This is a genomic window from Rheinheimera sp. (assembly GCF_965283995.1).
Classification (GTDB): Bacteria; Pseudomonadota; Gammaproteobacteria; order Enterobacterales; family Alteromonadaceae; genus Pararheinheimera.
On the sequence record NZ_CBDIQG010000001.1, the window covers coordinates 4144183 to 4168250 of the forward strand.

Consider the following 24068-nt stretch of genomic DNA (forward strand, 5'->3'; position numbering starts at 1 on the left):
TCAGTCGGTATGTATCAGTGAAGCTCTCAACTATTTCGAAAAGGTCTGTTTATAGGGCATCAATTGATGATCTAACAATTGCGCTCTGTATTCTATACCGCTCAGTTATGGCGTTTCCCACGCTCTCGGAAAAAAGTAGTAAGTAGAGTGGCTTTTATTTTGTGCCATTTCTCCAAATTTAGAGCTCACAGTTGTCAGCGCCTTTCTCTTGCTCTGTCTTAGTGAGACGTCAGGTGGTTTATAAAATTTTTTTTTGGGACGCGTTCAAAAAAGCATTACCAAAGCACAGTTAGCGACGGATTTTTATATGGTCCACTCTGAAAGAAAAGATAATTGATTAGATACAATAAAGAGGCTTTTATGAAGATTAACATAGAATCAAGTCATACTTACAACACTCAACACATCGGTGCTGTCGAGGCCTTAGATACTAATGCCATATCCTTTTCCTCTGCGCTCTCAACCGCGATAGCTGATTCGTCAACCACCAAGCAAATTGATTTCCACAACATGACCCGCAAGGATATGGCTGAATGGACGAACAGCCAAATCCGCAGTGGAGACATGTCTTTTGAGGAAAGTATTCCATTCCGGTTGATGAGTCTGAAAATCCCGCTGGAGGAAGGTCAAACAATTGCTATGAGTACCGATCCTTCACCCATGGATTTTTTTGAGAGGGCGAGTTCCAGTATTGAGTTCGCACGCTCGAGCAACGATCCAGCGTTAGCCAAGAAGATGCAGGCTGCGATAGACAAGATGTATCGACACCAAGGGCAGGCAACTAACATCAATGCTCATGTATAGAGCTTCATAAACTTCTCATATCCGTGAGTCAAAAATCTGGCGTATATCACTGAATTAACGCCGGAAAACCATAGAATAAATTGCCGTTGATTCAAATAGTCGATGATATGTCACTAAATTGAATCATTAGTTTGGCCTACATGTGTTGAGCGGTTCATGGCTGCGTAGGCTATCGATCGGCTTTGTTGGAACACGATAAAGCCGATTGCAAGCCTGTGTCGAAAAGCTCTTGCATATTCCAAAACAGGAGGTTCATTTTGTATATTTCTAATTCACGGCCAGGTTTTGCCGTAACGTCTATTCAAAATGCAAATGGATTGTTCAAACCAGATAGCGAGGAAAATATTAAGGCGAGTGAGCCAGAGCCAAAGACTAAAACCATAGATCTGCGGAGCATTTCTTTTAATGAGATAAATGAACTGATCAAGGCCGGAGTTGAAGGGTTTCTTGATATTGTCCCAAATATGCCCGGGCAATTTAACTCAATTCCTTCTATGGCCACGCAGAATAATGATCAACGAGGTTATGAGTATGCTGCCAATACAAAAATAGATTATCTCGGCCAAGTGCAAGGATACATAGACTTCGAAAAAAGCAGCGGTAGAAACGCCTCTTATCTAGAAAACGTTCTTAAAAAACTGAAGGAAATAGACGGAACGAAGGTTCCTGACAGAATCAATATAGCCGTATGAACTAGTGGATTTAAGAATAACACACATAGTTGATTGAATTTTTTGAAACCATGATACGCAACAGACAATACTGTGATTTGACTTGTTTTTGCTCCGAGAGGCCGTGATGTCCAACCCATCAACACTCCGAACAATTGCGAAGACAGCACAAACACGCGACTAGAGCGCTTGTGGATCACATTCGTAAACCAGACAACTTCGAATACCACTTAACTATGACGTTTCAGTCATCCAGGAGAGCGACTATGGCGGGCTCTATAAATCAGTATTCGACAGCTCGGTCGGGTAGCTACATATCGTCAAAGTTAACTTCGACGATTGAGCAAATTTCTGACACTCCGGTAAATCGAGGTGCATCAGGCATCCAAAACAGCATCAAGTTAACGATTTCTACGATGGCCAGTCAACTAGCGGCGAGCGCGAGCCGTGCCGACGAACGAGATAAAACACTCACCCGCTCTGAAATGGCCGACAAGGCAAAAAGCGTACTGAACCAGATAGTCGGAGATTCATACTATGCAAATAAAACACTGCATGACGGCGAGGTCCCGAAAACAACTGACCCAGAATTGTTGTCAAGAGCCAAGCAAGCAACGAGATTTGTTAATGATGCAGCAAAAGGTGGGCAGTCGGTAAAAAACCCATTTTCCGGTCTATCACGAGAACAATTGTCGAACATTTTTACCGACGAAAGCGGTTCGTATACGGTCAATGAGCGTCAAGCTGCCTGGCGAGAGTCTTGCGAACAGGAAGAAGTTTGGCGGAGGAAAGTGATCGCAGAGGCTATAGCGGAGTTTAATAGCACGGGGAAACTGACTAATTTTTTCGGCTCCGTCCTCGACCATTTCAAGGAACTACCCGCCATGGAGCAAGCACTATATCCAGAAGATTACGCGAGCGACCTGCAGTCAAAAATTAGGCGTGATTTCAATTACCGCACTCATCAGTCTGAAGGAAAAGGCGAAGAATTTAATGGCATAGTGAAGATGCAATTCGCAAAAGGTCCGCAGCTAACTTAAGCGCTTTTCCTAGTGTGAAACACCGCTGACTATCCTTCCGCAGGTAGCTATCATGCCGGATAACCCGTCATTACAGCAGTTTCAATTATGTATTTTGTCGTCTACCAATTTTGGGGGAATGCCCCCAAAAATATTTTAAAAGATGGTTTTAAATAGCACACCATACCATATGGTCTCGGTCAGTTTCTTGCCAAATTGCTACTTGAAATATAATGGTGCCTTAGCAATGATTGTGTTTGGCGAAATAAATACAAGACAAGCAGCAATAGATTGCATGGAGCAATTATGTGTCGTTAGGAATAATGAGAAGTTATTTAGAGGTTTTTTGGAGGAGTGTGACGGAGATAATGCATATTTATTAGGTGTGAAAATAATTATAAAAGCATTTTGGCTTGGATTTTTGTAATTAAGGTCGGGAAGGAGAGGTCTCATTTTTCAAAGATAAGTGATTTATATGTTGTTGAGAAATACATGGGAAAATATGTGGCGACTGCATTGATTAAAGTGAGGGATTTTATTGTTAAAAAATAGGGCTTCCCCTCAATTTGCATTAGCATTGTTCCAGAAAAATCATTGAAATGCTTTCTTTGGCAAAGAATTATTATCTGCCATTGCAAGAATAACCTTATTTAGTTTTCGCTCTATATTATTATTCGCATGGGTGATTCTATAAAAATAATTATTTTAGGATTGACTTTGAGAAGAGTTTAATTCGATGGTAGGTTATTAATCTGATCCACTAACTCTTAACAAAGCACTATTCTTCAGTTCAAAATTTTGAGGGCTTACATAGGGAAGATTTAGTACCTATCCCTAGACTACAACACGAAAACACCGATCACCGCAGCAGACTTATTGAACGACAAAGTATTGCCGCTTTACGAGTCACAGCAGTTGCCAGTGCTTCGCATTCTACACAGAGTATTGCGGCAAGGTCGAGCGCAATGACTACCAGCTATATCTGGCTATTAATGATATCGACCACACGAAAACCAAAGCAATGTCGCCGCAAACCAACGGCATCTGCGAGCTTTTCCATAAGACGATCCTTAACGAGTTTTATCAGGTGACCTTCCGTAAAAAGCTTTACCAAACTTTGGAGGAGCTGCAAAAAGATCTGGACGAGTGACTGCCTTACTAAAACAATGAACGAACTCATCAGGACAAAATGTTCAACGGCAGAATGCCAGTTGAAACATTGATTGATGGGAAACGGGTTTGGGCAGAAAAGAATCTGACCTGAATCTAATCTGACAGACACCAGCACGAAACTTATAACGATCAGATCAAGTCTGAGCTACTAAACCTTAAGAAGGAGGTTAATCATAGAACAATGTGCTCTTGTTTGAGCTCGCTTTTGGGGTAATCTCCGGTAACTAAGTGGATAAATCGCCCGTCAATACCATCAAGTCTGATGCAATCATCTATCTCAGTAAGATGATCTTTGTGTGGCTTATCCCACAAGTTTATAACGGCTGTTTTGGCTTTTGATTTTGCAATAATATCATTCTCTGCTGAGACAATCATGTATTTATGCTCTTCACCAAATTGCCCTTGAATATAGCCTCCTAGATTCACGAAATATAAGTGTAGCTCTGAATCAGATGGGGTATCCCTAAATTCTATTCGATACCCATCTACGCCATGAATTAACATCCAGCAATCTATATGAACTCTGCCTTTGTCACCAAACCATCTGCTTTTTAATAGCGGGTAAGCATCTACTAATGAATCAGCTAGTACAAATACGACGTCGTGAACTTCAATTTTTGTAGCAGGGTGGTTTCCACCAAGCAGAACCATATAAAACATTAAAAACCTCATTATTAATGAAAAATGGAACAATACTTAATCTTCGGGCGGTCTACTGACCTTACTTACTTGCCTTATTTATTATCTTAACTTCCAGTAACTTTCCCATCATCATCCAAAGTTCGGGTTAGCTATGACATCATGCAGAGAATGCTGTTGTTGTAGTTCTCACTATTTGTACTCTGCGCTTCAGGTTCAATCATCTGAAAGTCTGTTGAAAGAGATTTATCTATGTCTCAGACCTTAAAACGATGTAATAAGCTATTCAACTCTTCAGCCAATCTGGCCAACTCAGCGCTTGATGCACTGTTTTCCTCGGCACCGCTTGCGGAATAGGAAGAAAGCTCCTGAATCGATTGCAGACTCCGGTCAATCTGTTTTGCAACAACAGCCTGTTGCTCCGCTGCGGCTGCAATAGCAGCATTCTGGCGATAGATTTCATTGAGTGAGTGAGCAATAACGCGCATTTCCGTGCATGCTTCTTCCATACTTTTTACAGTAAACTCAGCTTGATTTTCTGACTCGGCGATAGCTCTGACGGTATCATTAGTACTTTCCTGGATACTATGGATCATCGATTCTATTTCGGTGGTTGATTGGCGGGTTCGCAGTGCAAGCGCTCTGATTTCATCAGCGACAACAGCAAAACCGCGACCACTGTTTCCAGCACGGGCGGCTTCAATAGCGGCATTTAGTGCCAATAAGTTCGTTTGATCCGCAATAGAGCGGATTACATCCAGTACCGAACTGATACTATTTACACCGGAGACAAGGCTATCGACACCGGATAAACTATGGTCGATTTGGTATACTAATTGGTTCAATTGTTTAACGGTCAAATCCATGGTTTCAATGCTTTGATTCGCCGACGAATCTGCAGCAATTGAATTCTCTGATGCCTGAATAGTTGTTCGGGCAACTTCTTCGATAGTTACAGACATCTGTGTCATAGCGGTTGCTGCTTGAGTTAGCTCCGTGACTTGCTGATGGATAGTAATCGTAGAATGCGAAGTAACAGTGCTGAGTTCTTCCGATGTTGAGGCAAGTCTGTCGGTGTAGTTGGCGATTTGTAACAGCATTTGTCGTAACTGTTGCTGTGTCTGATGCAGTTGACTTTTGAGGCTACCATCATCTGTAGTGAAAATTCGTTGCGTCAGATCGCCTTCGGCAAGGCGCATCATCAGACTACGCATTTCCTGGGGATCGCCGCCGAGCGGCAGCATAACAAGGCGGCGCAGTCTGGCTGCGGCTAGTAGGGCAACCAAAACTGCTCCTGCCAATAATACGATTGACCATCTAATTTGCTGGTAGAGGGGTTCATTGATTTCAGCGATATCCATCTCCGTTAGCAGCGCCCATTGAATTTCATGATATTCAATAGCCTTGTATGCCGAAAGTACGCTATTTCCGGTGTAATCTATAATTTCTATTACACCTGATTTGCCGCTTAAAGCTCTATCCACTGCTATTGTTTTCACACCATTCTCACTGACTGTACCGCCAAAAGAGGCTGTGATCGAATGTGTGATTGGAGCCAAAAATGAGTCAGATCGCATTCTATAGTCCGGACCAACAAGATAAGTTTCCCCTGTTCGTCCCATGCCCGAACGCTTTTGCATGATCTGATTAATCCGTTCGATCGAAAGTTGTACTGCAACTACCCAAATCTCATTCCCCAGTTTCATTGGAATCGCCATAAATGCTGCGGGTTGTCCTTTTGATGGCTCATACGGGGAAAAGTCGACAACAGCAAGGGCTTGTGTACGTATAGCGTTTTTATAAGCTTTTCCTAAACCCGAATCTTTAAAAGGACCATAGAGTAAGTTTGTCTGGTAATCAGGCTCTTTTGTGACACTGTGAACAACAAGTCCATTCGGGGAAATGATAAAAATATCGTAATATCCAAGCTTTTCCATAACTGATTCGAGTTCAGCTGACAGAGTTGCGGTCACTTCTCGGGTAAATCTCTGTCTTAATAACTCCCTTATAGCTTTGAGGCCTTGTTCGCTGCGGTCAAAGAAGTCAGTCACTTGATCTGCCTTCATATCCCTGGCAACAACTAACCGCTTTTGATTAAGGTCAGCAACACTCTCAGACGCCTGCCAGGAAAGTAGCAATAACACGCTAATAGCGGGAATCAGACTGGAGAACAACGCAATCAAACCTACTTTTTGACTAAACCGCATAACAACACACCCACAAAGCTGTGCACTCAGACTGCGAAACTGTTTCTCGACAATCGAACACACTAAAAATTACTGAGCTAAGAGTTTTTGTCTCTCTCGCTCATCAGCAGCACATGAAAGCAGATCGAAATTTATTCTAAAATTCCCGGAAAAGTGTATCCCATGCATTTCGGACTAGGGTTTGATAAGTAAATCTGGCGCCCCGCATAAACCACACCTCCATATTTATATTTTGAGAGTACCAATATTTCTCTATCCCACTTTTAATCAAAAGTGATTTGTAGCGTTGAAATTTACTTAGCTGTGAGGAATTCAAGTTTCCACTGGAAACCACTCAATCATTGCGAATGAAATGCAAGGTACAGATCTCTGGCTTACGCAGGCAAAATGGAAAAAATTTAGCCATAGCAAGCCTGTTGCGAGCACCAACTTGACGACTAACTGGTTCCATCAATTGTGGATATTCACCTTGGCAGGGGCTCTGTTTTGGATGCAAGAAGAGCTATTCCATGAGGACAAAAACCATCACAACCGACACCGATCTGCAAACTAGTTGATAGATGCTACCGCATTGAAAACTATGTTCCATAGGCTGACAACGCACATTAATTATTCAAATATGCATGGCTTTCGTTAGGTCTAAACCATGCATATATGCATTTGCATGGTCGACTTTGGAGGGTTTGATATGCTTTTAGGCATGATAGAATTTAGGAGTAAAAGGTGTGTATTTGTCCAATGGCGCTTGTGTGAAGGGGTAATGTTTTGGGGAAGGTAATGATTTCAAAAAAGGCTGTTTTCTCTCCAGCGGTTTATGTCTTAGCAGCGACGTTCAGCTTGCCATGTTATTCAGTTTTCGCGGCGGCTTCTGCTGACAAAGCCGGTTGGGGCGGTGAAGTCTTTCTTGTGCCTGTAAGCCTCACGCAGAAGTCGCAGTTTGCAGCCGAACATGAGAATCGGCGCACTGCTGATTTGAATAATTCAGGAAAAACGATCAATCTGTTTAGTGCATTTCCCTTAACTCGTCTGGAATACACGCCTGGTAGCTCGCAAACCAGTTTCTTTTTTGGTAATGGACAGGACAACGTGACCAAACGGCAGATTGCTTTGGAGTTTGGCCTGGTTCATTCACTGAGCCAACATAGCAAGATAACGTTCGCAATGTTTCCTGAGTTGCCATTTTCTGGAGAAACCTGGAAAGACCCTTTCTTGACTGGACAAGACCGGCAGGAGACGAATGAAAGAGCCGCGGGGGGGCGGCTCAAGTTTGAACATGCAGGTGACTATCCTTTCGACGTACAGTATGCGTTTGCGAAAAACAGCATAGATATAGAAGAAAGTGGAAGATCCTTGATGCAGTTGAATCAACCGCAGCGTTCGATGCTTAATCGAAACGCAGAGTTCCATCGTTTTAATGTCAACATGAATTTCACTGTTGGTGATGGTGTTTTTTTTGTTCCCGGCCTGCAGATTACTACATCCGAAGCCCAAGGCGATGCGAATGATTTCGCTGAGGGGACATTAATCCTGCAGTCCCTTTACATAAAAGAAAGACACTTCCTAAGTGCATCAATGCGTGTTGGAAAAAAGGAATCCAGTCTTGAAAATCCAATTTTTAACCTTCCGCAGGACGACAGAACACTCTCGCTAGATGCCGTGTATAAGTACTCGGAACCGCTGGGGTACAAAAATTGGAGCCTGTTAGGAGTGGCAATTTGGAATAAGAGTGATGCAAATATCACTTTTTACGACAGCCAATCAGCAGTCCTGGGTATCGGTTTGGGCTTTACGTGGTAAGCGCATGCGTTCTTGATGTAAAGACTAGTCAATATAGGTTGCGACAGATAGTGTCCAGAGAAATTTAATTATATTGAGCTTAGCCTTTTGCGGGATATCTTTTTGTATTCAATGACCAGTTGGTAAATAAATGATTTTTGACATTTCATTCATAGTAGCCGTGCATATGCTGACTGGTTCTGCTGTTGTATTAAGCGGTGCGATGGCCCTCTTATTTACTAAGGGCTCTTCGCAGCACAAAGTAGCAGGCCGATTGTTTGTTGCATCGATGGTATTGATGGGGCCGGTTGTTGCTGCAGGTGCATGGCTCTCACCCGGCAGCATATCTGCATTGGGCATTTTCTTTGTGTTTTTTATTGTCTACTTGGTTGTATCTGGTTGGTCGACTATCCACCGTTCCGAACCTGGCATTGGACTTCTGGATATTGTCGCACCTGTTGCCGCAATTTGTATTTATATTGCCGGTTTGATGATGGGCTTTAGCGCGCTCGGCGACGAGATCGGAGAAGATGGCTTGCCACTAAGTAGAGCTTATTTTTTCTTTTCTGCTCTGGCATTTCTCGCCATGATCCTTGATGTGCATAACATTTTTATTGGCGGTGTCCGTGGCAAGCACAGAATTATCAGGCATGTGTGGCGGCTGAGCTGTGGGCTGTTTTTTGCTGTCTCGTCACTTTTTACGGGCCCCGGTGCAATTGTGTTTCCTGAATCAATTCGTGCGAATCCTCTGCTATCTGCTCCGCAGATTCTGGTGGTGCTCATTTCAATTTTCTGGATTTGTCGATTGTCGTTTACAAAACAGAGAGTTTTATCTAGTGAAATAGAAAAAGAGACATTGAAGGAGGATTTATGAATTCATTAACAAAATTGCTCTTAGTAATAAAACATATTTTGGCGGTGATTTTGTTTTTGCATAATTTATTTCCAGTAGATGAAATCCCAGCTCTGTTTTGTTGCATGTTTTAAAGGTTGAGTCTGCCTATTATTTTTATGTCAATCCGCGAGCTGTAACTTGTTCACCTGAAATTTTTAATGTGGTAGCTGAGTCGGGTGTGTGTCCTGGGGATGATATTGATTCGATAAATTATGACCTTCGCCTTGTTTTGCTTTTCACGATATTAAATTTTTTTTGTTATTTTTTATTTTTCAAGTTTAGGGTGAAGTTATCTAACATGGTGCGATGTGTGAATGTAATTAAGTAATTTTATTGTTCAAGTTGTAGAGCTCGTAAGGATATAGTCAGGCTTTATTTTTATTAATGAGTCGCTATGTAGAGCAGTTAGTTCACTTCTAACTAGTATGTCCAAACAAATGTTTTAATTATTTGTGAATCACTCTGCCTTTTGCAATGAGTCGCAAGGGCAATAAATTATATAGGAAAATTTAATGGTCAAATCTCCGAATCACCCAATATTTTTATTTTTGATTGCAGGCTTACTAAGTGGTTGTGCAACCACCTTGGCTGGCAAAGACCCATCGACTGATGTGGCAAAGGTGAAATCTAAGATCGGTTTTGCCATCGGCCGAGAAACCGACGCTTTCAACATCACTAGTCAGCAGGGATCTGAAGCGCCAGGCGGTTCCAACAGAACTGATTACTCGGTAATGACCAATGATGGGGTGAAGTATAGCTGCTACATCTTAGAGCCATCAGGCTTCGGCAAATTTATGAGCTGGGGAATGGCCACTGGTTCTGAAGCGGTGTGCAGCTCGATCTCGTCGGGCGGGTCTACCTCCACTGCGCCACAAACTAAGCCGAACTGCAACAGCCTGCTTCATGCTGCAGGTAAGTGCTAAGAGTACCGTGCTTTTTAGCAAAAATTACATACAAGAGGTCTGTGCATCGGAAGTGAATTTATAAGGCGGCAGGCAGGGCATAAACTATCTGGGATTTGTCCACACCGTTTAAGCCTGTCGCTTGAATAATGTGATGATCCAGATTCAACTGAATGAAAGCTGTCACTTATTGCGTCGGCAGTATAATTAAATGGAAAGTGGAAAAATGTTAAAGAAAATTCTAATTGTGTCTTGTTTATTCTTCACTAGTGTTGCATCGCATGCCGGTATTATTTCACATTATGGGTACTCTCGCGATACCGAAAGCACTAACAAAGTAGTCACCGGTGGCGGTGTTGAGTGGTTAATGTGGGATGTTACAAAAGGTATGAGTATTAGTAGCGCGTTGGACGAGTTCACTAAAGATGGGTGGGTATTGGCTACGAATGTTCAGATGGCTAGTTTGTTTAATTCTTTTCAATTCGGTAAAAATGACTGGAATTCTATAGAAAGCCAAACACAATATACCTCCCAAGCATGGGACACTCGCGAAGATAGTTCTTACAACGCATTCTTCTCTTTGTTTGGTGCTGTGGGGCAGTCGGATTGTGGGACTAATGTGCCTGAATATTGTTATGAAACGACTGATCCATATAGGAGTGCCATGGCTTTTTTTGGCTCGGACTTGAACAAAGATGGCTACTACAACCTGGCGTCTTTAGTTGACGACAGTTTGTATCATTACGATGAATTCACTTCAAATCAGGCACCGCACGAGGCTATCATTTATGAGGGACTATATTCCGATACTCAGAGAGACTATGGAGTTGGTATTGCGTTAGTCCGGATGCAGACGACAGTTCCAACGCCAGTATCTGTGCCCGGAACACTTGTTTTATTACTAGTAGGTCTGGCAGGACTTGTCTATTCCCGCCGGTCTACGATTAAAAGTTAAGATCAGCACTCATCAAATATAATCAGAGTATTCAATAGAGAATGTATCTATAGATTTTTGCCTCTGGTATCCGTTGTTTGCATGTAAATGCCATCGAGTCGATGGCATTTTGCCATGAGCTCCCAACCCGTCTATTGCAAGTTATTCCAATTTCAACATTGGTCATTTTTTATATCTGAAATAAAGCGCTAACAAGGCAATTAGAAAATATCCATAAGAAGCGTGGGCTAGACTTGCTACTGCTGTCTTTTTTGTTAATGACTTAGAGCCAACGAAATACCCCCGTGAAATAACTTATTCAGGTGCGCAAATATGAGACCGCTAGCGATTCTTTTTTTCACTGCCTTACAGTTGCCACTGACAGCGATAGCATGCCCAATCGGCATGCAGTTCAACGGGAACGGTTGTAGCCCACGGGGTGGGACTTAATGCGTGACCGTCGTGCAGCCATTGAAGCTATCGGGTCCGATTCAATCTATAAAAGTAGCTATGAAAGTTCAGCCTCTCCTGAGGAAATTCGCAAAAGGATAGAGCTCGAGAAACAACTAAAAAAAGAAAAAAAGAAAAAGAAGAAAAAACGCTGTTACTTGAAAAAGGTACCTGGGCTGTTGATTCCAAACCCACACCCGAAGGAAATCTATGTGCGGCAGTATTTGCAAAATATACAAATAGCTTTCGTGACGGTGTAATAGGCGGCGTGATTACCGTCATGGGATTTCAACAACCAAAGTCTGATGCTTGGTTGATATTTCAAGGTACGAAGCTTCCAAAGCCGAAAAGCGTTCAAAAAATGGAAATCACTCTTCAGCAGGATAACGAACCCGCTCAAACCCTGCAGGTCTTTAATTACATGGAAACAAGGGAGGTTGGTACTATCATGTTTGCCGTTCCTGGACTGGCGGCGATGCTAAATGGGATGAGTGACAAGCAAAGATTCAGGCTGTCCGATAATGGGAAAATCTTATTGGATATCGAATGGCACAGCGCCGCGCCTGTAATCGAGAAACTTAAGCAGTGTGAAAAATAGGGTACCGGTACTTATTCTGCGCGTGCATTTGTAACCGTTTATTCAAACGGGGCTGTAGTTGCAGACCGAAATCGATTACCTGATTACTGGATTTATATTATTGCATGTCAAATGCACGCAAAAACGAATGTCCGCAGTTAAGGCAAAGCCGATATTTGCTTTTTTTAGATATCCTGCCTTAAACAATCGTTATGCACTTAAAGTTGCTATCCCCAACCTCCAACAAAGCCAGCATCTGTATCTACGGAGTGAGCGGTTATGAGTGGGGAGGCGCGAACGGGCGAATGCAGTGACCAGCGGTGGCTAGTTCCGAAGTCAGTTTAGTTGTATTGAAATGTTGAAGCCAAACGCTTCTGCTGCAAAACCGCAACTGGCACAAATGTACTTGTGCCAGTTGCGGTCAATCAACAATGTAAGCCACGTGGTGGCCACCACCTGGCTTGCTATTGTCCGCCGCCACAGATCCCGTTGCCTTCGTTCTCCGTCAAACGAACTCTGGCCAGTTGCAGTTGCAGGCCTTTGCCGGCGCTAATCAGCAATGGATGACTGATTTTGGTCAGGTCAAAGGCTTTGTTGTTCTCGGTAAAACAGCGCAGCGGGATCTTCAGTTGTTGCCAGCCTTTGCCTTGCTGGCCGGCGAAGTAAGCGCTGAAGTCGAGTTGGGTTTCACAGCCCGGCTGATCAGCGCTGCAGCGCATGCCGAGCTGTACTTTGCCGTTTTGTTCCGGCATTGCCAATAACTGATACTCCAGCTCCAGCACCATATCGCCGTTGGCCTGGCGGGCCAGATCAATCTGTTGCTGCTGCGCATGGGCAATAGCAGCCGTGGCTGGTGCGTTGAATGTCAGTAGTATTGAGTCTTCCTGCTGCAGCCGATCAGTCGCTTTACTGGTCAGAGCGCCTGTGGCCGATTGTTGCTGCGGATCTGTCACTATCGTGACCTGATCGCCGTCAATGAGATGCAACTGCCATGGACTCACTGCTTTGCCGGCATGCAGGTAACGGCTGAAGTTCACTACCAAATCGGCGCTGATGCCTGAGTTTTCGCTCAGTTTAGCGACCACAACATCATCCTGATAATTCAGGCCATAACCAAAAGCGAATTGTGGTTTGTAGTCCGTATCACCAATATTAAGCGGTTTGCCGGTGGCATCTGCCGGCCAGGAAAATGGCAGTTTGCCTTGGAAATCAAAACGGATGTTGCCATCCGGCGCCCGTACCAGCACGTCAGCGATAGCGCCGCCTTCAGAGCCCGGTAAAAACGCCGCGACAAAAGCGTCAGACTGGTTCAGCTCTGGATTGACCCATAAAGGCCGGCCCGATAAAAACACCGAGACGGTCGGAATGCCCTGCGCTTTTAACTCGGTCAGTACCTGCAGCGCGCGGCTGTCGTCAAACGCCAGATGGGCGCGGTCACCGACAAATTCGGCGTAAGGTTCTTCACCAAACACCACCACGGCGAGATCCGGTTTACTGGTAAAGCGGCCGTTTTCACTGAGTTCAACGCTGCCACCACCGGCTGCCAGCGCGCCTTGAAGGCCGGCATAAATCGATTCACCATTCGGGAAATCGCTGTTTTTATTGCCGGCACCTTGCCAGCTTAAGGTCCAGCCGCCACTTTGTTTGCCGATATGGTCGGCACCATCACCAGCCAGTAACACTTTGCTGCCCGCTTTGATTGGCAGCAGCTTCTGGTTGTTCTTCAGCAGTACCAAGGATTTACGCGCTGCTTCGCGCGCCACCGCCCGGTGTTCTGCGCTCCCCAACAAATCAAACTTGCCGGCGAGCGGACGTTTGGACGGTTGTACCTGCTCAAACAGGCCCATTTCGGCCTTAATGCGCAGCACCCGGCTGACCGCTTCGTCGAGGCGGGCCATCGAGATGCGGCCGTCTTTGACCTGTGCCAGCGTGTTGTCGTACAGCTTCTGCCAGCTGTCCGGCGCCATAAACATATCAAGGCCCGCGTTTAATGCATTGGCACAGTCGGTTGGCGTGCAGCCTTTAACCTGACCATGGCCGTTCCAGTCGCCAACGACAAAACCGTCAAAGCCCATCCGGCCAACCAGTACGTCGCTGAGCATTGGCTGGAACCCATGCATTTTTTCGCCGTACCAGCTGTTATAAGACGCCATTACCACGCGGGCACCGGCCTTGATCGCGCTGTAGTAGGGCAGGCCATGCAGGTCACGTAAGTCGGCTTCGCTATGCTGATTGTCGCCCTGATCTTTGCCGTCAATGGTGCCGCCATCGCCAAGGAAATGTTTGACGGTCGCCAGCATGTGGTTACCACGCAGGAAGTCGGCGCTGCCCGGTTCGCCCTGAATGCCCTGCAGAATTTCCGGCGCGTAGGAGGCGACCAGCGCCGGATCTTCGCCATAAGATTCGTAAGTGCGGCCCCAGCGATCGTCGCGCACGACGGCGATGGTCGGGGCGAACGTCCAGTCGAGGCCGGTCACCTGCATTTCAATTGCCGTCACCTGGCCGATTTTGCGCAGCAGCTTTGGCTCGCGCATTGCGCCTAAGCCAATGTTATGCGGGAAAATAATGGCGCCTTTGACATTGCTGTGGCCATGCACTGCGTCTGTGCCCCACATCACCGGAATATAAGGCCGCCCGTCGCTGGTGTCGGTACTGGCTTGCCAGAACGCGTCGGCCAGTTCCAGCCAGGCTTTGGGGCCGACTCTGTTGTCACGACCAGGCGCTGAATTCCCGCCGTTCAACACACTGCCAAGATAATAATCGCGCACTTGCTGTGGCGTGACTGAGGCGATGTCGGCCTGAATTAATTGACCAACTTTTTGCTCTGGACTCATTTGCGCCAGCAGTGCTTTGATTTTCTCCTCGACCGCTGGTTGGCGGGCGATAGGGGACGGTTGCAATGGCCAGTTTTTCGCTTCGATTTGCGGCACTTTTGCTGCCTTTGCATCGGTTGCAGGATCTGCTGCCACTGCGGATGTTTCAGTCGCTACAGCGGATGTACTGCCTGGCTCTGGCGCTTTGCCACAGGCGCTTAAGGCCAGGCTGGCGGACAGCAATAAGCCGGTGCTGAGGTCTTTGTTCATGGGTTCTCCTGATAAATTCGGCTGTGGTGCCACGCTGGCCAGTTTTTTCATGGGGCGCTACGATTTATAGTTCACGGACTGGCATAACTGACGGCAACCCGGCTTTGTAAAGCGCGGGCAGCGCTGACATCCTGCACTGCGCCACCGATGTTAAACCCACCGCGCAGGCGCAGATCAGCCGACGAGCTGCCAATCATGACACGAATCTCACCCGGTTCCACCACCCAGCGCATCTGACTGTCGAGAAAGGCCAGCTGATTAACCGGCAGATTAAATTGCACCTGTGCGGTTTGGCCGGGTTCTAAACTGACGCGGGCAAAGCCTGCCAGTTGTTGCACCGGCCTGGTTAAACTGGCCACCGGATCCTGCACGTAGAGTTGCACCACTTCAGTGCCGGCGCGCTGACCGCTATTTTTCAGCTGAAATTTAATCAGCGCTTCACCACCGGCTTGCACCTGTGGCGTGCTGATGCTCAGGTCGCTGTAGCTGAATTCGGTGTAACTCAGGCCATGGCCAAACGGATACAGCGGGCTGATGTTGTCGTGCAGATAACCGCGGCTGCTCGATGCTTTGTGATTATAAAAACTTGGAATATGGCCGGCGCTGCGCGGGAAGGTGAGTGGCAATTTGCCGGATGGGTTCACGTCGCCAAACAGCATATTGGCAAGCGCTTTGCCGGTTTCTTGCCCCAGATACCAGGCCTCGACAATCGCCGGCATTTGCGTGGCGAGGCTGCCGAGCGTCAGCGGCCGGCCGTTGCTGAGCACCAGCACCACTGGTTTATTGCCGGCGGCGGCCTGTACTTGTGTGGCCAGCAGTTGCTGATCGGCGCTCAGTTCCAGCGTGGTGCGATCGCCTAAATGTTTGTCGGCCCAGGCTTCGCGGGCCAGCCCTTCGTTTTCACCGAGTACCAGCACCACGGCGTCGGCGGTTTTCGCCAGCGCGACTGCTTCAGCGCGTAGCCGGGCGTTTTCTAAAGGATCTGCCGCCACAGTGTCGTCATGATTCCAGCGCAGCATCGAATAAGTGCCGGCGTGCTGGCTGCGCTGCTGGATGGCAGCGGCCGCAGCGGCTTGCAGCGCATTGGTGCTGGAGGTGTCGGTGCTGTCTGTTGTTGAAGTGGCTGTGGCTGCGCTTTTAGTCTGCAGAAAGTTGTTGGTGGTGATGCGGGCGCCGCGGGCAAAACTGACTTTGGCTTTGCCTTGTAATTTGACCTGCAGACCCTGTAGCACATTGACGGTCTGCCGCGGAATACTGCTGTAACCGCCTAATAAGGTTTCATCGGCATGCGGGCCTATCACGGCCAGATGCCGGATTTTACTTGCATCCAGTGGCAGGGTAGCGCTGCCCCCCAAAGCTGCAACGCTGTCATTTTTTAACAGCACAATAGATTTTTCGGCGATGCTTTGTGCCAGTTTGCGGCTTTGCGCACTACCAAGCGCCTGATCTGCCTCTGCAACCACCACGTCCTGCTGTTCAAACAAACCAAGGCGGAACTTTAACCGCAGCACCACCCGTACCGCGTCATCAATCACCGCCAAGTCCAGCGCGCCGCTTTTGACCTGTTCGGCTAGCAGCGGGTAGGCTTTGGGATCTGGTGTTTCCATATCGACGCCAGCAAGCAAGGCGGCTTTGGCGGCTGCGGCGTCATCGGCATAGAGCTGATGGCGGCTGCGCAGTTCTTGAATGGCAAAATAGTCACTGACCACAGCACCCTGAAAACCCCATTGCTTACGCACCACATCGCGCAGCAACGGCTGATTGATATGCGACGGCAACCCGTCTACTTCGTTATAAGACGGCATAATACTGGCGGCATGCGCCAGCTTCACCGCGGCTTCAAACGGCGTTAAAAACACCTCGGCCAGTTCGCGTGGCGCAATATGAGCCGGCGCCGTGTTGACGCCCGCTTGCGGCTGACCATGGCCGGTTAAATGCTTCAGCGTCGCGACCACTTTGTCATTGGCAAAGCGCTGGTCCCAGCCATGTTCTGGCGCAGGTTCACCCTGCAGACCGCGAATGGCGGCAATCCCCAGTGTGGCTACCAGATAAGGGTCTTCCCCCATGGTTTCTTCAATCCGGCCCCAGCGCGGGTCGCGCGCAATATCCAGCACCGGCGCTAAGGCCCAGTGCGCACCGGTGGCGCGCATTTCACGCGCGGCGACGCTATACATCGCCTGTACATCATCGGCCGACCAGCTACTGGCCAGTGCCATCGCCTGCGGGAAACTGGTGGCATCAAACGCGACATAACCATGCAGTGCTTCTTCATGCATCAGCGCCGGAATGCCAAGCCGGGTGTGTTCACGCAGCCAGCGCTGTGCCGCATTGTTAAACTCAGCGGTTTGCCGCGGTGTTTTGTATTCACTGGGCCGGGCGATATGGCCAATGCCATGCGGCATCAGGCTGGCGGCTTTTTCCGGAATAAATTGCAGCTTTGCATCTTCAATCTGCCGGCGTTGATGCCAGACGCTCTGCAGCTGCGCCAGTTTTTCTTCCAGCGTCATGCGTTTTAATAAATCCTCAGTGCGCTCAGTGACGGAACGCGCCGGGTCCTGATAAGGCAACTTTGACGTTGCGGCAACGGCAGCGCCGCTTAGCACTGTAATTGACGCGGCTGCTGACATCGCACTGAGGATCGATTTACGCATAAAACTTCCTTGAATTGACCGGTTTAACGCCAGGCTGTGAATCGCTACAGCCCGGTGTTTTATTCACGACTCTTCATGTACAACTCTTCATGCAAGATAAGGCTTCAGCGGCACAATGCGGCCGTCAGCGTCATACTGCAGTTCGGCCATTTTGATGCTGCGCAGGTGCGTCACGCCGCCCGACAAAATCGAGTCGTGGTAGAACAGATACCATTTGCCTTCGAACTCGGCGATCGAGTGATGGGTCGTCCAGCCGACCACAGGTTCGAGCATATGACCCTGATAAGTAAAAGGTCCGTATGGGCTGTCACCCGTGGCGTAACACAATAAGTGGGTGTCTCCGGTTGAATAGGAGAAGTAGTATTTACCCTGATATTTGTGCAGCCACGACGCTTCAAAAAAGCGTCGGGCGGTATCGCCAGCCAGCAAAGGCTGGCCATTTTCATCCAGGATCAGGATTTCACGCGGCACTTCAGCAAATTCGAGTAAATCGTCGCGCAGCCGCGCTACTCGTGGGCCTAACGCTTTTTCAGCGGCGGCCGGTTCCTGATGGTCGGCATGCCATTGGTTGTCGCGGTAATGCTGCAGTTGTCCGCCCCAGATGCCGCCAAAATACAGATAATATGCACCGTCATCGTCGGCAAATACCGCCGGATCTATCGAATAACTGCCAGCGATTGGTTCTGGTTGTGGCGTGAAGGGGCCGGTCGGGCTGTCGCTTACCGCGACGCCAATCTGGAAGATCCCGTCAGCTTTTTTCGCCGGGAAATACAGATAAAACTGCTCACCTTTTTTCGCTGCATCCGGTGCCCACATTTGCCGCGTGGCCCAGGGCACGTCTTTGACATGCAGCGCCACGCCGTGATCTGTCACGGGTTCGCCAGGCGCAGCCAGCGACAGCACATGATAGTCCTCCATGCCAAAGTGATCGCCGTTGTCGTTAAACGGAATGCCGGCATCGATATCGTGTGACGGATAGATATAAATGCGGCCGTCAAACACATGGGCAGATGGATCTGCGGTGTAAATATGCTCGACCAAATCGCTGGAGATAGCTTGTTGTTTCAGCGCGGCAAGTTCTGCTTTGGTGTATTCAGACATCAGGTTCACTCACTTTAATTTGTTGCCAGCCGTGCCGCGGCAGCGCGCCGTGCGCTCAGCTCGCGCTCAATCTGGCTTTCTTTGTGTTTATTGATTTCGTACAGGCAAACGATGCCAACCCCGAGCAAAAACGGCAGCGCGGCATACAGGCTGACCGATAATTTGATGCCGCCGATGGTATCCGCGCTTTGTGTGGCAAGGCTGGCGTCATAACCGACGTTGGCCAGAATGCCGGCGACCAGGGCGCCGCCAATCGACAGGCCCAGTTTCAACCCAAAAATCATCGCGGAAAAAATGATGGCGGTGGCGCGGCGGTGGTTTTTCCATTCGGAATAGTCGGCTACGTCGGCGATCATCGCCCACAGCAGCGGGATGGTGATGCCGTAGAAAAAGCCGTGCAGAATTTGCGACAAAAACACCAGGCCGATGGCATCGGACGGAAACAGGTAAAACGCCAGAATAAACAGCGTTGATACCAACAGTGCCACCGCAAATACATCACGTTTGCCAAAGCGGTCAGCCAACGGTTTGGAAAAGCCGATGCCGAAGATCATGCAGATGATGCCACCGGCGTTAAACAGGCTGAAACCTGATGTCGCCGCATCTTTGGGCCATAGGAATTCGGTTAAACCTATGCTGGTCAGCACGGCATTTAGACCAGCAATAAAGCCATTAAAACCAATATCCTGCAGAAAAGTCGCAACCTTGGTTTCATCGAGATAATTCTCAAAATAGAAAATATACATGCCGCCTTTTAATGCCAGCGTGATAAACACCAGCACCGTTAAAATCAACATGATGAGCCAGGGTTTGTTATGCAGCAGGTCGCCAATGTCCTGGCGGATACTGGACGACTGCGCGGCGATGGTCAGCACGCGTTCGCGGGTCGTCAGAAAGGTGATCAGGAAAAACACAATGCCGACGCAGGCAAACAGCGTCATGGTGTTTTCAAAGCCAACGGCTTTATCACCATCACCCAAAATCAGTACCAGCGGCAGCAACAGCGCCTGAATAATAAACTGCGCCACCATCACCGCGACAAAACGGTATGCCGACAAACTGTTGCGGTCGGCCATATTGCCGGTTAACACACCACTGAGCGCCGAGTAGGGCAGGTTATTGGCCGAATACACCAACACCAGCAATACATAAGTACAGAATGCGTAAGCGATTTTGCCTTCCGGGCTAAATGCCGGGGTGCTGAAAGCGGCCAGCGCAATCACACCAAATGGGATGGCTGTCCACAAAATCCACGGGCGGAATTTACCCCAGCGCGTTTGCGTGCGGTCAGCAATGATGCCCATGATCGGGTTAAAACAGGCGCCAATTAAACCGCCGGTGAAAATGATGGTTGCCGCAGCAGCCGGTGGGATCTGGTAGACATCGGTGTAGAAAAAAGCGAGAAATGTCATCAACGTCTGAAAAATCAGATTGGCGGCCAAATCGCCGAGGCTATAACCGATTTTCTCGGTCACACTTAAGTTTTGTCCTGCAGTTTGCATCGTCTATTGCCTGTGATTAAAAGCGCTGTGTTGTCACTATGCCGGCTGTCTGCGCCTGCTGTGATCGATTTTTTAATAATTATGTTTTATTTCAATAATTTATTATCTTTTTTTTGCCGCAGTTGCGAAGGCAAGATACTGCTCAGTACTGCCGCGCCGACCGCGCCGTTGCCAAGATGACAGCCTTACCATACAAGAACAACCGAGGGGCTGGTCTAACGGAATGTTCTGAAAGAATTATCTTTTTTCACATCGCCAGTGTGTTCCTGACAGAGAAAACTTATGCTGGCGAAAATAACAGCATCTGACAACAACAAGAAATCTGACAAGGAGCGACCCCGTGCAATCCGCAAATGATCCGCTGGCCCCAACGGCCGGCAATTCGCAACAAGACCATTTACTAAAAGACCTGGCGCATGCGCAGGAAAACAAAACATTAATTCTGTTTATCAGCCTGGTCGCCACTATTGGTGGTTTTTTATTTGGCTTTGACAGCGGCGTCATCAACGGCACTGTCGATGGCCTGCAGCAGGCGTTTCAATCTGAAAGTGTCGGCACCGGCTTTAATGTCGCCAGTATGTTACTGGGCTGTGCCGTTGGCGCCTATTTCGCTGGCCGGCTGGCCGATATTTATGGCCGCAAAGTGATTTTGTTGTGGTCGGCCGTGTTTTTTATCGTCAGCGCCTGGGGCTCTGGTATTGCCGACGGCTCGCTGGAATTTGTGATTTACCGCATTCTGGGCGGTTTTGCGGTCGGTGCAGCTTCGGTGATCACGCCGGCTTATATTGCCGAAGTGGCGCCGGCGCGCTATCGCGGCATGCTGACGACGTTGCAGCAAATCGCCATTATCCTTGGCCTGTTTATGGCTTTTGTCAGCAACTATCTGCTGGCCGAATTTGCCGGTGCTTCAACTGAAATGTTTTGGTGGGGCTTTGAAGCCTGGCGCTGGATGTTCTGGATGGAACTGCTGCCAGCGGTGCTGTTTCTGCTGATGTTATTTTTTATTCCGGAAAGCCCGCGTTTTCTGTTGTTAAAAGGCCGCGACGAGGCTGGTGCCAATGTACTGCAACGGCTGTATGGTCAGGCGGCGGCAAGCCGCAAAGTGCAGGAGATCCGCGAGTCACTGCAGGCTGACCACGCCCCACGGCTGGCCGATTTACTTGATCCTGTGACCGGTAAATTACGCAAACTGGTGTGGGTCGGCATTGGCCTCGCCAGTTTTCAACAGCTGGTGGGCATTAATGTGGTGTTTTATTACGGTGCCGTGTTGTGGCAAGCGGTCGGTTTTTCCGAATCCGACGCCCTGATGATCAATGTGATCAGTGGCGGTATCAGTATCGCTGCTTGTGTGCTGACGTTGCTGGTGATTGACCGCATCGGCCGTAAGCCGCTGTTATTGTGGGGCTCTGTTGGCATGACGGTCACGCTGGCGCTGGTGGTATATGCGTTCGCCAATGCCGATCAGGATGCCGCCGGCAATCTGCTGCTCGGCGACTATGGCACCTTGGCGCTGGTCAGTGCCAATGCTTATGTGTTTTTCTTTAACCTGTCGTGGGGCCCGGTAATGTGGGTGATGCTTGGCGAGATGTTCCCGAATCAAATCCGTGGTGTCGGCCTCGCGGTCAGCGGTTTGGCGCAGTGGCTGTGTAACTTCCTGATCACGATGACATTCCCGCTGTTATTAACCGGCATTGGCCTTGCCGGGGCTTATGGTTTGTATGCGTTGGGTGCGCTGTTGTCGGTGTTTTTTGTGCTGAAAATGGTGCATGAAACCAAAGGCAAAGAGCTGGAAGAGATGGAATAAAACAGCGAAGTCGCAGCTGTGTTTTTACTGCAATACCTGTCAGATGGAGGCCAGCTCGCTTTGCTGGCCTCCATCTGCGTGTCTGCTCGCAATGTAAATGGAGCAAATAAAGTGTGAGCCGCCTGCGGTCACGGCAGGCCTGCAGATCTGCTTGCACAGCTGCCATCCATCCAACAACCAAATTCCGTAACAGCATCAATAACAAAAGTCATTCAAAGCACTGAAATCGCAGGCTAGGCTGAAACTTTCGGCGGACAAGGCGACGCGATGACACAATTCTCTCTGATCAATCAGCATGGCGATGAACTGGTAGTGTTAGCACAAGGCGCTATCCTACAGCGCTGGTCGACGGTGCTCGCCGGCGCGCGGCGTGAGCTGATTTTAGGATATCCGGCGCCGGCATATTACCGGCAGGACCCGTTTTATCTGGGGGCTGTGGTCGGTCCTTATGCTAACCGCATTGGCGGTGGTTGCTTTATGCTGGACCAGCAGTTGGTGCAACTCGAACAAAATGAAGGGGCCCAGCATCTGCATGGTGGTAGTATCGGCTTGCACCGGCTTATGTGGCAGCTGCAGGAACACAACCCTGATAGTCTGGTGTTAGCGGCCGAAGTCCCAGATGGGCAGGGCGGTTATCCCGGGCCCATAAAATTCTGTATTCGTTATCAGTTCAGTGCGCCCACAGCGCAGCAAACTGAATTGCAAGTCACGCTGGAAGCGAGCAGCAGTTGCGCCACGCTGATTGGTCCGACTTTACACCCGTATTTTAATCTTTGCGGCAGCGCTGCAGATGTGAACGCGCATCAGCTGCAGCTGGCCGCGGCGCACTATGCAGTGGTCGATGAGAACAGTATTCCGACCGGTGAACTGCGCAAAGTGCAGGGCACGGCCTTTGATTTCCACCAGCCGCGCTTGTTGGCGGACACCCAGCTTGACCATAACTTTGTGGTACATGGTCATTTGCAGCAAGCGGCTGCCGTACTGACCAGCCCACAAGGCGACTTAGCGCTTAGCGTCAGCTCGGATTATCCCGGCCTGCAGGTCTATACCGGCGATCATCTCAAAAGCCCGTTTGTAGCGCGTCAGGGAATCTGTTTAGAACCGCAGTTTTTCCCCGACTCACCAAACCAAAAAGGCTTCCCATTCCATTTCACCCGGCCGGGTCAGCCCTTTGTGGCGAAGATCCGCTATGTGCTGAGCAAAGGTTGCTAACGACCTTATGGGCAGAGGCCTGACTGTCGTGGCCTGTCAGATATTGACTCAGAATACTCTGTCGACATGTTTGCAGAAATTCATCGGCCAGAGCCGAATCATCCGGACAGGCGCGGGATAACACCATAGCGCCAACGGCCTGGGCAATGGTGTTAATCAACATGGCTCTTGTGGGCGCTGTGCCCGTTTCACTCGATTTATCGTTCTGCGCCAGCATCGCCAGCTGATGTTCGATACCGCCGGCAAAAACCGTTTTGACGTTGTCGGACTGACGCGCCGCATCAGCACCAAGTGCGGCTATCGTGCAGCCCTGGCCCGGTGCATCACGATGCTGGCGGGACAGATATTGTTCGACAAAGCTTTTAAAATCCATGCCAGCGGCAAGGTTGGTCGATTGTGCCAGGCCCTCTGCCGCGGCTTCAGCCATCAAATCGGCTTTAGAACGAAAATGTTTGTAAAAACCACCGTGGGTTAAACCGGCCGCACCCATCAACTCAGCAACCCCAACGCCATCATAGCCCCGCTGACGAAACAGGGTTGATGCTGTCCCGACAATACGCGCCCGATTTTCCTGCACCTGCGCTTTCGACACTTTCATTGCATTCTCCTGAGTCTTGCCAGATGCAGGTGATTATACATTGATGATGATCGTAATCAAATGGATTGAC

General features: G+C 48.6%; 18 protein-coding genes and 1 pseudogene. 12 read left to right on the forward strand and 7 right to left on the reverse strand.

Annotated features, from left to right (window positions below; genetic code table 11):
* Positions 1-360 precede the first annotated feature (360 nt).
* From ACQ66Q_RS18430 to ACQ66Q_RS18445, 4 genes and pseudogenes are all read left to right on the forward strand, one after another.
* A complete protein-coding gene (locus tag ACQ66Q_RS18430; protein WP_430458116.1) occupies positions 361-804 on the forward strand; it encodes a hypothetical protein in 444 nt (147 codons plus the stop codon).
* Between the two features lie 257 nt (positions 805-1061).
* Positions 1062-1496 carry a hypothetical protein gene (locus ACQ66Q_RS18435; protein WP_430458117.1) on the forward strand — a complete coding sequence of 145 codons (435 nt, stop codon included), beginning with the start codon at positions 1062-1064 and terminating at the stop codon, positions 1494-1496.
* Between the two features lie 245 nt (positions 1497-1741).
* Positions 1742-2515, forward strand: coding sequence for a hypothetical protein (locus ACQ66Q_RS18440; protein WP_430458118.1), 774 nt, complete (start codon positions 1742-1744; stop codon positions 2513-2515).
* 819 nt (positions 2516-3334) lie between these two features.
* Positions 3335-3758, forward strand: a pseudogene (locus ACQ66Q_RS18445) (IS481 family transposase); the annotation flags it as partial.
* An 80-nt stretch (positions 3759-3838) separates the two neighbouring features.
* On the opposite strand, the gene ACQ66Q_RS18450 reads toward ACQ66Q_RS18445, so the two are convergent.
* Both ACQ66Q_RS18450 and ACQ66Q_RS18455 read right to left on the reverse strand, forming a co-directional pair.
* Positions 3839-4327 carry a DUF1543 domain-containing protein gene (locus tag ACQ66Q_RS18450; protein ID WP_430458119.1) on the reverse strand — a complete coding sequence of 163 codons (489 nt, stop codon included), beginning with the start codon at positions 4325-4327 and terminating at the stop codon, positions 3839-3841.
* A 236-nt stretch (positions 4328-4563) separates the two neighbouring features.
* Positions 4564-6513, reverse strand: coding sequence for a methyl-accepting chemotaxis protein (locus tag ACQ66Q_RS18455; protein WP_430458120.1), 1950 nt, complete (start codon positions 6511-6513; stop codon positions 4564-4566).
* 765 nt (positions 6514-7278) lie between these two features.
* On the opposite strand from ACQ66Q_RS18455, the gene ACQ66Q_RS18460 reads away from it, so the two are divergent.
* From ACQ66Q_RS18460 to ACQ66Q_RS18485, 6 genes are all read left to right on the forward strand, one after another.
* On the forward strand, positions 7279-8310 hold the full coding sequence (locus ACQ66Q_RS18460) for a DUF2860 family protein (RefSeq protein WP_430458121.1): 1032 nt from the start codon (positions 7279-7281) through the stop codon (positions 8308-8310).
* Positions 8311-8440: 130 nt separating this feature from the next.
* Positions 8441-9163: a hypothetical protein gene (locus ACQ66Q_RS18465; protein ID WP_430458122.1), complete on the forward strand. Its 723-nt coding sequence runs from the start codon at positions 8441-8443 to the stop codon at positions 9161-9163.
* A gap of 533 nt (positions 9164-9696) precedes the next feature.
* Complete coding sequence (locus ACQ66Q_RS18470) at positions 9697-10107, forward strand: hypothetical protein (protein ID WP_430458123.1); 411 nt, start codon at positions 9697-9699, stop codon at positions 10105-10107.
* Positions 10108-10312: 205 nt separating this feature from the next.
* Positions 10313-11041 carry a hypothetical protein gene (locus ACQ66Q_RS18475; protein ID WP_430458124.1) on the forward strand — a complete coding sequence of 243 codons (729 nt, stop codon included), beginning with the start codon at positions 10313-10315 and terminating at the stop codon, positions 11039-11041.
* A gap of 428 nt (positions 11042-11469) precedes the next feature.
* The gene (locus ACQ66Q_RS18480; RefSeq protein WP_430458125.1) at positions 11470-11730 is read left to right on the forward strand and encodes a hypothetical protein; all 261 of its coding nucleotides are present in this window, start codon (positions 11470-11472) and stop codon (positions 11728-11730) included.
* 20 nt (positions 11731-11750) lie between these two features.
* On the forward strand, positions 11751-12068 hold the full coding sequence (locus ACQ66Q_RS18485) for a hypothetical protein (protein WP_430458126.1): 318 nt from the start codon (positions 11751-11753) through the stop codon (positions 12066-12068).
* A 443-nt stretch (positions 12069-12511) separates the two neighbouring features.
* Here the strand turns inward: ACQ66Q_RS18485 and ACQ66Q_RS18490 are convergent, their stop codons facing one another.
* The 4 genes from ACQ66Q_RS18490 to ACQ66Q_RS18505 all read right to left on the reverse strand — a co-directional run bounded on the left by ACQ66Q_RS18490 (position 12512) and on the right by ACQ66Q_RS18505 (position 20384).
* Positions 12512-15130, reverse strand: coding sequence for a glycoside hydrolase family 3 N-terminal domain-containing protein (locus ACQ66Q_RS18490; RefSeq protein ID WP_430458127.1), 2619 nt, complete (start codon positions 15128-15130; stop codon positions 12512-12514).
* A 71-nt stretch (positions 15131-15201) separates the two neighbouring features.
* The gene (locus ACQ66Q_RS18495) at positions 15202-17781 is read right to left on the reverse strand and encodes a glycoside hydrolase family 3 N-terminal domain-containing protein (RefSeq protein WP_430458128.1); all 2580 of its coding nucleotides are present in this window, start codon (positions 17779-17781) and stop codon (positions 15202-15204) included.
* Between the two features lie 87 nt (positions 17782-17868).
* Complete coding sequence (locus tag ACQ66Q_RS18500) at positions 17869-18882, reverse strand: glycoside hydrolase family 43 protein (RefSeq protein WP_430458129.1); 1014 nt, start codon at positions 18880-18882, stop codon at positions 17869-17871.
* Positions 18883-18896: 14 nt separating this feature from the next.
* Positions 18897-20384: an MFS transporter gene (locus ACQ66Q_RS18505; protein WP_430458130.1), complete on the reverse strand. Its 1488-nt coding sequence runs from the start codon at positions 20382-20384 to the stop codon at positions 18897-18899.
* A gap of 340 nt (positions 20385-20724) precedes the next feature.
* Here ACQ66Q_RS18505 and ACQ66Q_RS18510 point away from each other — a divergent pair, with 340 nt between their 5' ends.
* The gene (locus ACQ66Q_RS18510) at positions 20725-22188 is read left to right on the forward strand and encodes a sugar porter family MFS transporter (protein ID WP_430458131.1); all 1464 of its coding nucleotides are present in this window, start codon (positions 20725-20727) and stop codon (positions 22186-22188) included.
* Positions 22189-22455: 267 nt separating this feature from the next.
* Positions 22456-23400 carry an aldose epimerase family protein gene (locus tag ACQ66Q_RS18515; RefSeq protein WP_430458132.1) on the forward strand — a complete coding sequence of 315 codons (945 nt, stop codon included), beginning with the start codon at positions 22456-22458 and terminating at the stop codon, positions 23398-23400.
* Here the strand turns inward: ACQ66Q_RS18515 and ACQ66Q_RS18520 are convergent.
* On the reverse strand, positions 23339-23998 hold the full coding sequence (locus ACQ66Q_RS18520) for a TetR/AcrR family transcriptional regulator (RefSeq protein ID WP_430458133.1): 660 nt from the start codon (positions 23996-23998) through the stop codon (positions 23339-23341). The genes ACQ66Q_RS18515 and ACQ66Q_RS18520 overlap by 62 nt on opposite strands.
* Positions 23999-24068 lie beyond the last annotated feature (70 nt).

Coding starts and splice junctions, on each gene's coding strand:
- ACQ66Q_RS18430 (WP_430458116.1), top strand. CDS start 361: ATGAAGATTAACATAGAATCAAGTCATACTTACAACACTCAACACATC.
- ACQ66Q_RS18440 (WP_430458118.1), top strand. CDS start 1,742: ATGGCGGGCTCTATAAATCAGTATTCGACAGCTCGGTCGGGTAGCTAC.
- ACQ66Q_RS18450 (WP_430458119.1), bottom strand. CDS start 4,327: ATGTTTTATATGGTTCTGCTTGGTGGAAACCACCCTGCTACAAAAATT.
- ACQ66Q_RS18455 (WP_430458120.1), bottom strand. CDS start 6,513: ATGCGGTTTAGTCAAAAAGTAGGTTTGATTGCGTTGTTCTCCAGTCTG.
- ACQ66Q_RS18465 (WP_430458122.1), top strand. CDS start 8,441: ATGATTTTTGACATTTCATTCATAGTAGCCGTGCATATGCTGACTGGT.
- ACQ66Q_RS18470 (WP_430458123.1), top strand. CDS start 9,697: ATGGTCAAATCTCCGAATCACCCAATATTTTTATTTTTGATTGCAGGC.
- ACQ66Q_RS18475 (WP_430458124.1), top strand. CDS start 10,313: ATGTTAAAGAAAATTCTAATTGTGTCTTGTTTATTCTTCACTAGTGTT.
- ACQ66Q_RS18480 (WP_430458125.1), top strand. CDS start 11,470: ATGCGTGACCGTCGTGCAGCCATTGAAGCTATCGGGTCCGATTCAATC.
- ACQ66Q_RS18485 (WP_430458126.1), top strand. CDS start 11,751: ATGGGATTTCAACAACCAAAGTCTGATGCTTGGTTGATATTTCAAGGT.
- ACQ66Q_RS18490 (WP_430458127.1), bottom strand. CDS start 15,130: ATGAACAAAGACCTCAGCACCGGCTTATTGCTGTCCGCCAGCCTGGCC.
- ACQ66Q_RS18495 (WP_430458128.1), bottom strand. CDS start 17,781: ATGCGTAAATCGATCCTCAGTGCGATGTCAGCAGCCGCGTCAATTACA.
- ACQ66Q_RS18500 (WP_430458129.1), bottom strand. CDS start 18,882: ATGTCTGAATACACCAAAGCAGAACTTGCCGCGCTGAAACAACAAGCT.
- ACQ66Q_RS18505 (WP_430458130.1), bottom strand. CDS start 20,384: ATGCAAACTGCAGGACAAAACTTAAGTGTGACCGAGAAAATCGGTTAT.
- ACQ66Q_RS18515 (WP_430458132.1), top strand. CDS start 22,456: ATGACACAATTCTCTCTGATCAATCAGCATGGCGATGAACTGGTAGTG.
- ACQ66Q_RS18520 (WP_430458133.1), bottom strand. CDS start 23,998: ATGAAAGTGTCGAAAGCGCAGGTGCAGGAAAATCGGGCGCGTATTGTC.